Below are 13,050 nucleotides of genomic sequence, written 5' to 3' on the forward strand. Positions count from 1 at the left end.
CGCGTATTTCATACGCGGGGGAAAGACTGTGGCCGATATCGTCGGATTGCTTTTGCCGTTTTTCGGCCTGATCTTCATCGGCTACGGCGCGGCGCGCATAACGAAACAGCCGGTCGAGGCGATGGGCTGGCTGAACACCTTCATCATCTATGCGGCGCTTCCGGCGCTGTTTTTCAAGCTGGTGTCGAAAACGCCGGTGGAAGAACTGACGCGCATGGATTTCGTTGCCGCCAGTCTTGCCTGCACCTACGGCATTTTCTTGGCTGTGTTCCTGATCGGCCGGTTCGTGAGAAAGAACAATCTCGCCGAAACGACGATCCAGAGTTTCGCGGCAAGCTACGGCAATATTGGTTATATGGGTCCGGGGCTTGCGCTTTTGGCGCTCGGTGAGAAAGCGGCAGTGCCCGTCGCGCTGATCGTCTGTCTCGAAAACGCCGCTCATTTCATCGTCGCACCGGCAATGATGGCGGTTGCGGGCGGTGACAAGCGCTCTGTAGCAAGGCTTGCGCTGGATGTGGCGCGCAAGGTCATTACTCACCCGTTCATCGTGTCGGTAATCGCCGGTTTTCTGGCCGCTTCGCTGTCATGGCAGCCGCCGGAGGCGGTGCAGCGGCTGGTGGATTATCTGGCGCAATCGGCAGCACCATGCGCTCTGTTTGCCATGGGTGTCACGCTGGCGCTGAGGCCAATGAAGCGGGTGCCGGTCGAAATCAGCTATATCGTCCCGGCAAAGCTTATCCTGCATCCGCTTGCCGCTTATCTTGTGCTCTCGTCGCTCGGGCGGTTCGAACCGGTATGGATATATTCCGCCGTGCTGCTTGCGGGCTTGCCGACCGCGACAAATGTCTTCGTCATCGGTCAGCAATATCACGTCTGGCAGGAGAGGGCGTCGGCGACGATCCTGATCTCGACGGTGCTTTCGGTCTTCACGCTGACGGGCGTGGTTTATTTCATCCAGCCTTTTTGAAGCTGCCGAACAGCAGCGAGGGCAGGGCCTTCAGCCCGCGCCCCGGCTCGATGCCTTCGCGCATGACTATGCTTCTGAGCGTGCCGATGCCGGATAGCACATGCAGACCAGCCGCACGCGCCATCTGCACCGGCAGTAGATCGGAAAGCAGCGACCGGTTGAGGAGATCGACGCTGAGGGTGCGGGTGTAGACATCCGCCCGCCGCTTGCGGTCGAAGCTGCTGCCGGCATCCGCCGCAATCGGGCGGTCGGAGACGGCGCCGAGCAGTTCGGTGAGGGCGATGATGTCGCGCAGGCTGAGGTTCAGACCCTGTGCGCCGATGGGCGGGAAACCATGTGCAGCCTCGCCGATCAGGGCGACGCGGCCCTTGCCGAAGCGATGCGCGGTCATGGAAGACAGCGGCCATGCCTGCACGCTGTCTTCCACCGTAACGGCGCCGAGCATGGATTGCATGCGCTCCTCCACCCTGAGGCTGAGCGCTTCAAGCGGCAGTGCCATCAGCTCTTCCGCTTGCGCTGGAGTGACAACCCAGACGAGGCTGGAGCGGTCGCCGGGCAGGGGAACCTGCGTGAAAGGTCCCGTGGGTGTATGGAATTCTGTCGAGACATTGCCGTGCGGCCGGCTATGGCTGAAGTTCAAAACGATGGCCGTCTGCGGATAGGACCAGGATTTGACGCCAATTGCGGCTGCATCCCGCACCATCGACTTCCTGCCATCCGCGCCGATCAGAAAATCTGCGGAGAGCGCTTCACCATCGCCAAGTGTTACCGATACACGGTCGTTGCCGATATCAATCGTCTCGGCGGTGGTTTCGAAGCGGGTAATATTGTGTTCCTGTTCGACCGCTTCGCTAAGCACGCCAAGCAGCGCCTCATTGGGAATATTCCAGCCGAATGCATCCAGCCCGATTTCAGAGGAGCGGAACTGCACGGTGGGCGCGCGCAGCAGGCGGTCGGTGCCGTCAATGATCTGCATGGTGGAAAGACGGGCTGCGGCAGGGGCTATGCGCGACCAGAGGCCAAGGCGGTCCATGAAGCGGATCGACTGGTCCATCAGCGCCGTCGTGCGCCGGTCCTTCTTTTCGCTGGGGGGCGCAACAAGCGCCACGTGGCGGCCCGCCCGCGCAAGCGCTATGGCCGCAATCTGGCCCGCAAGTCCCGCACCAGTGATGGCGATATCGAAGTGTCTCATGGTCCTGATCCGTTGTTATTTCCAAGGCATCATAAAGGCTTTGCGCGGGTAAATCCACTTTGACCCCGGAACATCCCGGCGTAAACATTCGTTGGTTGTACCGCTATATTAGTCCTAGGATAAGCCAGATCAGCCGGTTGCAAAGCGTGGTGAATGGCCGCATACCGGAATGAACAGGGCGGATGAAAAGCGGGGCGCAGACGCTGACCATGAAAATTTTCAACTACAAGCGTGTTCCCTACGCGGAAATCCGCGCCTTTTCCGTTCATATTTTGACGGCATCCGGGTCGTTTCTGGCTTTTCTTGGCGTCGTCGCCGCTTCCGAACACCGCTTTGTCGACATGTTCTGGTGGCTGGGGCTTGCGCTGCTGGTGGATGGCATTGACGGACCCATCGCCCGCAAGGTTCGGGTGAAGGAAGTTCTGCCTAACTGGTCCGGCGATACGCTCGACAATATCATCGACTATGTCACCTATGTGCTCTTGCCCGCCTTTGCGCTTTACCAGAGCGGCATGATCGGCGAGCCGCTGTCCTTCGTTGCGGCTGGTATGATCGTGGTGTCGAGCGCCATCTATTATGCCGACATGGGCATGAAGACGGACGAATATTTCTTCTCCGGCTTTCCGGTGGTGTGGAACATGGTGGTGTTCACGCTGTTCGTCATGGATGCCAGCGCCACAACAGCCATGACGGTCGTTACCATCTCGGTGTTCCTGACATTCCTGCCGATCAATTTCCTGCATCCGGTGCGCGTGAAGCGATTGCGGCCGCTTAATCTGGCAATCGTGTTCGTCTGGTGCGCGCTTGGCGGTTATGCGTTGCTGATGCATTTCGAAATGCCGTCCTGGGCGGTGATCGGCTTTGTGGCGAGCGGGCTTTATCTCTATTGCATCGGCGGAATATTGCAGTTTTTCCCCGCGCTCGGCGCGAAATAAGAAAAGCGTAAAGCCGTTTATTGCTTGTGCAAATTGCATTTAAGCAACGTCTTTTTCAGTTGTGCGCAGCAGCAAAACAGTTATCAATAAATCATGATCGCGCAGCATTGCATACGTGTTGTAGCCTGATTGGGAACAATGACCACGGTTGCTGAAATGCTTCGAAGAAAGCATGGGTAGCCGGTGTAGAGAGGGAATTCGTGACTGGAACTATGGCGCCGGAGGCCGTGCCTCTCCTGTCCGTTCGCAAGCTGACCAAGCTGTTCGGCAATTTCGCCGCATGCAACGGCATCGACCTCGATATAGCGCCGGGCGAAATCCACGCGCTTCTGGGTGAAAACGGCGCGGGCAAGTCCACGCTCGTCAAGATGCTGTTCGGCGTGCTCTCGCCGAGCGAGGGTGATATCGTCTGGCAGGGTCAGCCGGTTTCCATAGGTTCGCCAAGCGAGGCACGCAGGCTCGGCATCGGCATGGTGTTCCAGCATTTCTCCCTGTTTGAGGCGTTGACGGTTGCTGAAAACATCGCCCTGTCGCTGGACCCGAAAATTTCATTGAAGGAAATCGCCAAGGAAGCGGAACAGCTTTCGCGCGCCTATGGCCTGCCTCTCGATCCCAATGCGCATGTCGCCGATCTTTCGGTTGGCGAGCGGCAGCGTATCGAGATCGTGCGCGCCCTGTTGCAGAACCCGCGCCTTATCATTCTCGACGAGCCGACCTCGGTTTTGACGCCGCAGGAGGCGGACAAGCTGTTCGAGACGCTGGCGAAGCTGAAGGCCGAAGGCCGTTCGGTGCTTTATATCAGCCACCGGCTGGAAGAGGTGCAGCGTATCTGTGACCGCGCCACCGTTCTGCGCCATGGCAAGGTTACGGGCGCCTGCGATCCGCGCAAGGAAACACCGGCATCTCTGGCGCGCATGATGGTGGGCAGCGATGTCGCAAGCGTTTCGCGACCGACGGGCGACGCCCTCGGTCAACCGCAGATCGAAGTCATGGGGCTTTCCGTTGCGCCACGCACGCCCTTTGCCGTGGCGTTGAAAGCGGTTTCCATGACTGTGCGCGCCGGCGAAGTGCTGGCGATTGCCGGGGTTGCCGGAAACGGGCAGGGCGAGTTGTTCGATGCGCTTTCGGGCGAATATCCCGTCTATAATAATGATGCGATCCATCTCCGCGGCAAGCCGGTCGGTCGCATCGGCATCAATGGCCGGCGGCTGATGGGCGCCGGTTTCGTACCCGAGGAGCGCCACGGCCATGCCGCCGTTCCCGGCATGAGCCTTTCCGACAATCTTCTGCTGGCGCGGGCGCGCTCCGACCGCAAGGCGTTTCTGACGGGCGGTTTCCTGCGCATCGTCAGGGGCTCAGCTATCAAGGCGGCGGCGCGGCGCATATCGGAAACCATGGATGTGCGCAAAAGCGGGGCCGATCCGCTGGCGGGATCGCTGTCGGGCGGCAATCTGCAAAAATTCATCGTCGGGCGCGAACTCGATCGTCAACCGGCCGTACTTGTTGTCAACCAGCCGACATGGGGTGTGGATGCGGGGGCGGCGAGCCGTATCCGGCAGGCGCTGGTCGATCTCGCCAAAGCCGGCTCGGCCGTCATCGTCATCAGCCAGGACCTCGATGAAATCTTCGAGGTCGCCACCAATATCGCGGTCATTTCCGATGGGCAGCTTTCGCAGGCCTATCCGGTGGAAGACATGACGCTTGAAAAGATCGGCCTGCTGATGGGCGGCGTCCACACACAGTTAGGAGCCGCCCAGCATGCGCATTGAGCTTGAAAAACGGGCAGGGATCTCGAAGCTATTTACCCTTCTCTCGCCGCTTCTGGCACTGGTGCTGACGCTGCTTGTCGGCGCCATCATGTTCGCCATACTCGGCAAAAATCCACTCGATGCGCTTTACGCCTTTTTCATCGAGCCACTGCTGGAGGTCTGGTCGCTGCATGAGCTGGCGATCAAGGCCGCACCGCTGATCCTGATCGCGGTTGGCCTGTCTATCTGTTATCGCTCCAACAACTGGAATATCGGCGCGGAAGGACAATTCACCATTGGCGCGATCACCGGTTCCATCCTGCCGGTGCTTTATCCGGATTGGCATTCGCCACTCATCCTGCCGTTGATGCTGGTTATGGGCGCCATCGGTGGCGCACTCTATGCCGGTATTCCGGCGCTGTTGAAGACGAAGTTCAACACCAACGAAATCCTCGTCAGCCTGATGCTGGTCTATGTCGCGCAGCTTTTTCTCGACTGGCTGACGCGCGGCATCTGGCGCGATCCGGGCGGCTATAACTTCCCGCAGACGAAACCCTTCAACGAGAGCGCAGTGCTGCCGGAAATGCTGGCATCGGGCCGGGCGCATTGGGGTTTCGTGTTTGCCATCGTGGCGGCCATCGCGCTGTGGTTCATGATGCGTTACATGCTGAAAGGCTTCGAGGTCACGGTTCTTGGCCAATCGGCGCGGGCAGGGCGTTTTGCCGGTTTCTCATCGAGCCGCATGGTCTGGTTTTCGATGCTGCTTTCCGGCGCGCTTGCCGGGCTTGCGGGCATTTCGGAAGCCTCCGGCTCCATCGGCCATCTTCAGCCCAGCATTTCTCCGGGTTACGGCTTCACCGCCATCATCGTCGCCTTTCTCGGCCGCCTCAATCCGCTCGGTATCATCCTCTCCGGGCTGGTGCTTGCACTGACCTATCTTGGTGGTGAGGCGGCGCAGCTTTCCATCGGTGTGTCTGACAAGGTGACGCGTGTGTTTCAGGGGCTGATGCTGTTCTTCGTACTCTCCTGCGATACGTTGATCTTTTACCGCATCAGGATCGTCTTCACCGGCAAGGCGCATAACAGCCAAGGAGCGGCATGATGGATATGCTTCAGGCCATCCTTCTCACGGTCATCACTGCCGCCACACCGCTCGTCCTTGCCGCCTCGGGCGAGCTGGTGGCGGAACGCTCCGGCGTCCTCAATCTCGGCGTCGAGGGCATGATGATCATGGGTGCGGTCTGCGCTTTCGCTGCTGCGCATATGACCGGTTCGCCCTATCTCGGCATTCTGGCCGGTATCGCGTCGGGCGCGGTTTTCTCGCTGCTCTTCGGTTTCCTGACGTTGACGCTCGTTACCAACCAGGTGGCGACGGGACTTGCGCTGACCATTCTCGGTCTTGGCGTTTCAGGCATGCTGGGCGAAAGCTTCGTTGGCCTGCCGGGCGTCAAGCTGCAGCCCATCGTCTTTCCGGTGCTGTCGGAGATACCCTTCATCGGCCCCTTGCTGTTCCGGCAAGACCTGATCTTCTACATGTCCATCGCGCTCGTTGCCGGCATAAGCTGGTTTCTGTTCAAGAGCCGCACGGGTCTCAAGATCCGCGCCATCGGCGACAATCACGGTTCTGCCCATGCGCTTGGCATAAACGTCATCCGCACACGCTATCTGGCTGTCATGTTCGGCGGTGCGTGCGCGGGGCTTGCCGGCGCGCAGCTTTCGCTGGTCTATACGCCGCAATGGGTGGAAAACATGTCGGCCGGGCGTGGCTGGATCGCATTGGCGCTCGTCGTCTTCGCGTCCTGGCGTCCATGGCGGGTGCTCGCGGGCGGTTATCTGTTCGGCGCTGTCACCATCGGGCAGTTGCACGCCCAGGCATTCGGCATTGGCGTGCCGTCGCAACTGCTTTCGGCGCTGCCCTATATCGCAACTATTGTCGTGCTGGTCATCATCTCGCATAATCGCCGCACGACCTTGATCAACACGCCGGCATCACTGGGCAAATCCTTCGTGCCGGACCGGTGAGAAAAACTTCCAGTCTCCAAACCAAACAGGGGTAAAAATGAAAAAACTGGTCATCGCACTTGCTGCTTCCATAGCGGCTCTTGGAGGCGTCGTTTCTTCGGCTGAGGCCGCCGACGCAAAGAAGGTCTGCTTCATCTATGTCGGCAGCCGCACCGATGGCGGCTGGACGCAGGCGCACGAAATCGGTCGCGAAGAGCTGCAGAAGCATTTCGGCGACAAGATAGAAACGCCGTTCCTCGAAAGCGTTCCGGAAGGCCCGGATGCCGAACGCGCCATCGAGCGCATGGCACGTTCCGGCTGTGAGCTGGTCTTCACCACTTCCTTCGGCTTCATGGATGCGACCGTTAAGGTTGCCCAGAAGTTCCCCAAGGTGAAGTTCGAGCACGCCACCGGCTTCAAGACCGCCGAAAACGTCGCGACCTACAATTCGCGTTTCTATGAAGGCCGCTACATTCAGGGCCAGATCGCCGCAAAGATGTCGAAGAAGGGTGTTGCCGGCTATATCGCTTCCTTCCCGATCCCGGAAGTGGTGATGGGCATCGACGCTTTCGTTCTGGGCGCGCAGTCCGTCAATCCTGAGTTCAAGGTCAAGGTTGTCTGGGCCAACACCTGGTTCGACCCCGGCAAGGAAGCCGATGCTGCCAAGGCGCTTATCGACCAGGGCGTCGATATCCTGACGCAGCACACCGACACGACGGCTCCGATGCAGGTTGCAGCCGAGCGCGGCATCAAGGCCTTCGGTCAGGCTTCCGATATGATCAAGGCCGGTCCGGAGACACAGCTGACCGCGATCAAGGATACCTGGGGCGCTTATTACATCAAGCGCACGCAGGCCCTGCTTGACGGCACGTGGAAGTCCGAATCCATCTGGGACGGCCTGAAGGACGGCATCCTGACCATGGCGCCTTACACCAACATGCCTGATGACGTGAAGAAGATGGCTGAGGAAACCGAAGCCAAGATCAAGTCGGGCGAGTTGCACCCCTTTACCGGTCCGGTGAAGAAGCAGGACGGTTCGGAATGGCTGAAGGCGGGTGAGAAGGCTGAAGACGGCGTTCTGCTCGGCCTCAACTTCTACGTTGCCGGCGTGGACGACAAGTTGCCGCAATAATATGACACGCAGGTACTAGCTGCTAACGGGACCGCGCATGCAATTCATGCGCGGTCTTTGTTATTTTGATGTGTTTTATTGTTCGAACGAAGTTTGGCTTTGCTTTTCACGCGCGTTGATGTTTTTCACTGTATTCTGCGTTGAAAATCGGGCTGCTTTCCTGGATTACACAAGTCAGGCGCGATTTTTACATCTTCAACCGAACGGAAGGACATGGAATTTGCAGCGCGGAATGCTCGATGCGGCGATCGGTTTTCGAAAGTTGCGGACAAATCATGCTCAGGTCGTTCACAAGCTCGGTCTCGATATCGTGTCCGGAGTTTTCAAGACGGGTGACATCCTGCCGGGCGATGCCGAGTTGATGGAGCGGCTGAAAGTCTCTCGAACGGTGCTTCGCGAGGCGATGAAGACGCTCACCGCCAAGGGCATGATCTCCCCCAAGGCGCGCATCGGTACCCGTGTGACGGAGCGCGAAAGCTGGAACATGTTCGACAGCGAGGTGCTGCTCTGGCACTTCGAGGCTGGTGTCAGCGAGGAATTCCTGCTGCATCTCTACGATATCCGCCAGGCGTTCGAACCCTATGGCGCGGGTCTTGCTGCCGCCAGGGCAAAAGACGCCGATATCGCAAGGCTTGTCGCTTACGCCAACGAGATGGGCAACACGGCTTATTCCAAGGAAAAGCGCGCGCTTGCGGATATGAATTTCCACGTTCTCATCACCGAAATGTCCGGCAACCCGTTCATGCGCACCGTCGGTTCGCTGATAAAGGCGGCGCTGGCGGGCATTTTCCGGATGAGCAACCCGGAAGCCGATCCCAACGAGATTTCCGACGTGTCCGCCTCTCACCTGCGACTCGTCGAAGCGTTTCGCCTGCGCGATGAGGGGGCAGCCCGGCGCGAGATGGAAAGGCTGATTGAAAACGGCCGTCAGCAGATACTCGAATTCACGGCCCGTAACTCCCGCCCATAGATCATGCCAGCCTGCCGCTGATCACGTTTGATGAAAATCGGCGTGGAAATTTGGTGGAGATTTGCATGGTTTCTTAAGTGGGGCGCCGTTATAGCAGTGCCGGAAAGAAATCACCCATACGCCCGTCCGCAGTGCCGGCCGGCGTAAAGTCAAACATTGCCCCTGTCCGGGCCGCCTGTGGCCGGTGACGGGGTGTTGGAGGTCTTATGGAGCGCAGCTCTCTAGCCGTTATTCTCGCAGCGGGCGACAGCACGCGCATGAAGTCTTCGAAGTCCAAGGTGCTTCATCCGGTCGCTGGACGCCCGATGATCGGGCATGTGGTGGAGGCTGTTGCTGGAGCGGGCGTCGGCGCGGTGGCGCTGGTGGTCGGGCGCGATGCCGACAATGTCGCTGCTGCGGCAAGTCTCAAGGGCCTGCAGGTCGAGGCTTTCCTGCAAAAGGAACGCAAGGGCACCGGTCATGCGGTTCTTGCCGCACGCGAGGCGATCGAACGCGGTTTTGACGATGTCATCGTCGCTTATGGCGATGTGCCGCTCATCACCTCAGCCACGCTCGACAGGGCGCGCGAGGCGATTGCCGACGGTGCCGATGTCGCCGTTATCGGGTTCCATACCGACCGTCCCACGGGTTACGGGCGGCTTCTGGTCGAGAATGGCGAGCTGGTCGCGATCCGCGAGGAAAAGGACGCCACCGACGAGGAGCGCAAGGTCACCTGGTGCAACAGCGGATTGATGGCCATCAACGGCCGCAATGCGCTGGATCTGCTGGATCGGATCGGCAACAGCAATGTTAAGGGCGAATATTATCTGACTGACATCGTCGAGATCGCCCGTTCTCTCGGCCGCCGCGCCATTGCCATCGATGCGCCGGAAAAGGAATTGACCGGCTGCAACAACCGCGCCGAACTCGCCTTCATCGAGAGGCTCTGGCAGGAGCGCCGCCGTCACGAATTGATGGTCGACGGTGTTTCGATGATCGCGCCTGAGACAGTATTCCTTTCCTTCGATACGAAGATCGGTCAGGATGTCCTGATCGAGCCCAACGTCGTTTTCGGTCCCGGCGTGACGATCGAGCCGGGTGCGATCATTCATGCATTTTCGCATCTGGAAGGGGCCTATCTGGCCGAGGGTGCGGTTGTCGGTCCCTTTGCGCGGTTGCGTCCGGGTGCAAACCTGCATCCCAATGCCAAGGTCGGCAATTTCTGTGAGGTCAAGAAGGCCGAGATCGGCGAGGGCGCAAAGGTCAACCATTTGACCTATATCGGCGATGCTTTCGTGGGTGCAGGCAGCAATATCGGCGCGGGTGCCATCACCTGCAATTATGACGGTTACAACAAGTCCGAAACGCGGATCGGAGCCAACAGCTTCATCGGCTCGAATTCGTCGCTGGTTGCTCCCGTCTCCATTGGAGAGCGGGCCTATATCGCCTCCGGCAGCGTGATTACCGATGACGTGCCTGCCGATGCGCTGGCTTTCGGGCGCGCGCGCCAGGAGGTGAAACCGGGCAGGGCGGTCGCGTTGCGCGAGCGGGCGAAAGCGCTGAAGGAAGCGAAGAAAAAATCCTCTTAGATGACGTTACCGAGCGATACTGAAAGTGACCGGCGGGATAATTGCCGATTTCAGAGAAACGGTTAAAGCATTTCCAGTAAAGGTGCGCAGCGGTTTTACGTCCGGAAATGCATCAGAACAAAAAAGTGGTGTATTTTCGCATTTCAGGGAAAGGCGGAAATACTCTGGAAGTTTCGGTGAAGAGATCGCCGTCTGGAGAAATATATGTGCGGAATTGTCGGAATTGTCGGAACGCAGCCCGTTGCTGAACGGCTTGTCGATGCGCTGAAGCGCCTCGAATATCGCGGTTACGATTCGGCGGGTGTTGCCACCATCGACAATGGCGCGATGGACCGTCGCCGGGCGGAAGGCAAGCTGTTCAATCTGGAAAAGCTGGTCTCTGAAAAGCCGCTGCCAGGTGTCGTCGGCATCGCGCATACGCGCTGGGCGACGCACGGCGTGCCGAACGAAACCAACGCCCACCCGCATTTCGTCGAAGGCGTTGCCGTCGTTCATAACGGCATCATCGAAAACTTCTCCGAATTGCGCGAGGAACTGAGCGCCGAGGGTGCAACCTTCACCACCCAGACCGACACCGAAGTGGTGGCGCAGCTTCTGGCAAAATACACCCGCGAAGGGCTTGGCCATCGCGAGGCGATGCTGAAGATGCTGAACCACGTGACCGGTGCCTATGCGTTGGTGGTGATGTTTCAGGACGATCCCAATACGCTGCTTTCGGCGCGCTCCGGCCCGCCGCTTGCCGTCGGTTACGGCAGGGGCGAGATGTTCCTGGGGTCCGACGCAATCGCGCTTTCGCCTTTCACCAATGAGATCACCTATCTGGTGGATGGCGACTGCGCCATCGTGACCCGTGACGGTGCGGAAATCATCGATTTCTCCGGCAAGCCGGTGAAACGCGAGCGCCAGATTTCGCAGGCGACGGCTTTCGTGGTCGACAAGGGCAACCACCGCCATTTCATGGAAAAGGAAATCTATGAGCAGCCGGAAGTCATTTCCCATGCGCTCAGCCACTATGTGGATTTCGCCTCCAAAACCGTGAAGGATGCCGATAAGGCAATCGATTTCGCCAGGCTTTCCGGCCTTGCCATTTCTGCCTGCGGCACGGCCTATCTTTCCGGCCTGATCGGCAAATACTGGTTCGAACGTTACGCGCGCCTGCCGGTGGAAATCGATGTCGCATCGGAATTCCGTTACCGTGAGATCCCGCTCGTTCCCACGCAGGCCGCGCTGTTCATTTCGCAATCGGGCGAAACCGCCGATACGCTGGCGGCCTTGCGATATTGCCAGCAAGAGGGACTGAAGATCGGCGCAGTGGTCAATACACGTGAATCGACCATGGCGCGCGAATCGGATGCGATCTTTCCGATCCTCGCCGGCCCGGAAATCGGCGTGGCCTCCACCAAGGCCTTCACCTGCCAGCTTGCCGTGCTCGCTTCGCTCGCGGTTGCCGCGGGCAAGGCGCGCGGTACGCTTAAGCCGGGCGAGGAAAAGGAGCTTGTGCAGCAGCTTATCGAGATGCCGCGCATCATGAGCAAGGTGCTGAACCTCATCCAGCCGCAGATCGAGGCGCTGTCGCGCGATCTGTCGCGCTTCAAGGATGTACTTTATCTCGGCCGCGGCACCAGCTTCCCGCTGGCGCTGGAAGGCGCACTGAAGCTCAAGGAAATTTCCTATATCCACGCCGAAGGATATGCAGCCGGCGAGCTGAAGCATGGGCCAATCGCACTGATCGACGAAAACATGCCTGTCATCGTCATCGCACCGCATGACCGCTTCTTTGAAAAGACCGTTTCTAACATGCAGGAAGTGGCCGCGCGCGGTGGCCGCATCATCTTCATCACCGACGAGAAGGGTGCCGCTGCCTCCAAGCTCGACACCATGGCGACGATCACGCTGCCCAATGTCGACGAGCTGATCGCGCCGATGGTCTTCTCGCTGCCGATCCAGCTGCTGGCCTATCACACCGCCGTCTTCATGGGCACGGATGTGGACCAGCCACGCAATCTGGCGAAATCGGTGACGGTGGAATGATCATCCGGCCGGAGCGGCAAGGTGATGAAGAGGCGATTGCTCGCGTTACGGAAGATGCCTTCCGTGACGTCGACTACAGCGACAAGACGGAACATGTGATCATCGAACGGCTTCGCAAGGCCGGTGCGCTGACTGTTTCTCTGGTTGCCGAGGACAGCGAAGGCATCATCGGCCATATCGGTTTTTCACCGGTAACACTGTCGGGCGGCGAGACCGGCTGGTTCTGTCTTGCGCCCTTATCGGTGGCGCCGGACCGGCAAAGGCAGGGTGTCGGCTCAGGGCTGGTTCGGGAAGGGCTTGCCGCGCTGGACCGTCTGAGTGCTTCTGGCGCAGTTGTCGCTGGCGATCCGGACTATTACGGCCGCTTCGGTTTTCGCCATATTGAGGGCCTGAGCGGCAAGGGGATTCCTGACGAATATTTCATAGTTCTTCGCTTGCATGGCGGAACTCCATCCGGCATTGTCGGTTTTCATCCGGGTTTCGATAGCGACAACGCTTAATTCCGA

General features: G+C 59.2%; 11 protein-coding genes. 10 read left to right on the plus strand and 1 reads right to left on the minus strand.

Annotation, left to right across the window (positions count from 1 at the left end; genetic code table 11):
* The first annotated feature begins 28 nt into the window (after positions 1-28).
* Positions 29-967 carry an AEC family transporter gene (locus AC1DCP_RS05690; protein ID WP_025593716.1) on the plus strand — a complete coding sequence of 313 codons (939 nt, stop codon included), beginning with the start codon at positions 29-31 and terminating at the stop codon, positions 965-967.
* On the opposite strand, the gene AC1DCP_RS05695 is transcribed toward AC1DCP_RS05690, so the two are convergent.
* A complete protein-coding gene (locus AC1DCP_RS05695) occupies positions 951-2,159 on the minus strand; it encodes a UbiH/UbiF family hydroxylase (RefSeq protein ID WP_065687272.1) in 1,209 nt (402 codons plus the stop codon). The two genes, AC1DCP_RS05690 and AC1DCP_RS05695, sit on opposite strands and share 17 nt — an antisense overlap.
* Before the next feature lie 209 nt (positions 2,160-2,368).
* Between AC1DCP_RS05695 and pcsA the strand changes: the two genes are divergently transcribed.
* The 9 genes from pcsA (at position 2,369) to AC1DCP_RS05740 (ending at position 13,044) form a co-directional block, all read left to right on the plus strand.
* Positions 2,369-3,094, plus strand: a complete 726-nt coding sequence (pcsA, locus tag AC1DCP_RS05700; RefSeq protein ID WP_041694542.1) for a phosphatidylcholine synthase — start codon at positions 2,369-2,371, stop codon at positions 3,092-3,094.
* 212 nt (positions 3,095-3,306) lie between these two features.
* Positions 3,307-4,863 carry an ABC transporter ATP-binding protein gene (locus AC1DCP_RS05705; protein WP_013636337.1) on the plus strand — a complete coding sequence of 519 codons (1,557 nt, stop codon included), beginning with the start codon at positions 3,307-3,309 and terminating at the stop codon, positions 4,861-4,863.
* A complete protein-coding gene (locus AC1DCP_RS05710) occupies positions 4,853-5,944 on the plus strand; it encodes an ABC transporter permease (protein ID WP_065687273.1) in 1,092 nt (363 codons plus the stop codon). The genes AC1DCP_RS05705 and AC1DCP_RS05710 overlap by 11 nt, the downstream gene beginning before the upstream one ends.
* Entirely contained in the window at positions 5,944-6,864 is a 921-nt protein-coding gene (locus AC1DCP_RS05715; RefSeq protein ID WP_019566110.1) for an ABC transporter permease, read from the plus strand. The genes AC1DCP_RS05710 and AC1DCP_RS05715 overlap by 1 nt, the downstream gene beginning before the upstream one ends.
* Before the next feature lie 37 nt (positions 6,865-6,901).
* On the plus strand, positions 6,902-7,975 hold the full coding sequence (locus AC1DCP_RS05720; protein ID WP_003515759.1) for a BMP family ABC transporter substrate-binding protein: 1,074 nt from the start codon (positions 6,902-6,904) through the stop codon (positions 7,973-7,975).
* A 232-nt stretch (positions 7,976-8,207) separates the two neighbouring features.
* Positions 8,208-8,945: a FadR/GntR family transcriptional regulator gene (locus AC1DCP_RS05725; RefSeq protein ID WP_003515757.1), complete on the plus strand. Its 738-nt coding sequence runs from the start codon at positions 8,208-8,210 to the stop codon at positions 8,943-8,945.
* 206 nt (positions 8,946-9,151) lie between these two features.
* Positions 9,152-10,513, plus strand: coding sequence for a bifunctional UDP-N-acetylglucosamine diphosphorylase/glucosamine-1-phosphate N-acetyltransferase GlmU (gene glmU, locus AC1DCP_RS05730; RefSeq protein WP_065687274.1), 1,362 nt, complete (start codon positions 9,152-9,154; stop codon positions 10,511-10,513).
* Between the two features lie 204 nt (positions 10,514-10,717).
* The gene (gene glmS / locus AC1DCP_RS05735) at positions 10,718-12,544 is read left to right on the plus strand and encodes a glutamine--fructose-6-phosphate transaminase (isomerizing) (RefSeq protein WP_003515753.1); all 1,827 of its coding nucleotides are present in this window, start codon (positions 10,718-10,720) and stop codon (positions 12,542-12,544) included.
* Positions 12,541-13,044, plus strand: coding sequence for a GNAT family N-acetyltransferase (locus AC1DCP_RS05740; protein ID WP_112152884.1), 504 nt, complete (start codon positions 12,541-12,543; stop codon positions 13,042-13,044). Before glmS ends, AC1DCP_RS05740 begins: the two co-directional genes overlap by 4 nt.
* The last annotated feature ends 6 nt before the right edge of the window (positions 13,045-13,050 follow it).

The organism is Agrobacterium sp. 10T429, assembly GCF_056393925.1.

Bases quoted from the DNA above. Each gene is read 5' to 3' on its own strand.
- AC1DCP_RS05695 (WP_065687272.1), bottom strand. From the start codon at position 2,159: ATGAGACACTTCGATATCGCCATCACTGGTGCGGGACTTGCGGGCCAG.
- pcsA (WP_041694542.1), top strand. From the start codon at position 2,369: ATGAAAATTTTCAACTACAAGCGTGTTCCCTACGCGGAAATCCGCGCC.
- AC1DCP_RS05705 (WP_013636337.1), top strand. From the start codon at position 3,307: ATGGCGCCGGAGGCCGTGCCTCTCCTGTCCGTTCGCAAGCTGACCAAG.
- AC1DCP_RS05710 (WP_065687273.1), top strand. From the start codon at position 4,853: ATGCGCATTGAGCTTGAAAAACGGGCAGGGATCTCGAAGCTATTTACC.
- AC1DCP_RS05715 (WP_019566110.1), top strand. From the start codon at position 5,944: ATGGATATGCTTCAGGCCATCCTTCTCACGGTCATCACTGCCGCCACA.
- AC1DCP_RS05720 (WP_003515759.1), top strand. From the start codon at position 6,902: ATGAAAAAACTGGTCATCGCACTTGCTGCTTCCATAGCGGCTCTTGGA.
- AC1DCP_RS05725 (WP_003515757.1), top strand. From the start codon at position 8,208: ATGCTCGATGCGGCGATCGGTTTTCGAAAGTTGCGGACAAATCATGCT.
- glmU (WP_065687274.1), top strand. From the start codon at position 9,152: ATGGAGCGCAGCTCTCTAGCCGTTATTCTCGCAGCGGGCGACAGCACG.
- glmS (WP_003515753.1), top strand. From the start codon at position 10,718: ATGTGCGGAATTGTCGGAATTGTCGGAACGCAGCCCGTTGCTGAACGG.
- AC1DCP_RS05740 (WP_112152884.1), top strand. From the start codon at position 12,541: ATGATCATCCGGCCGGAGCGGCAAGGTGATGAAGAGGCGATTGCTCGC.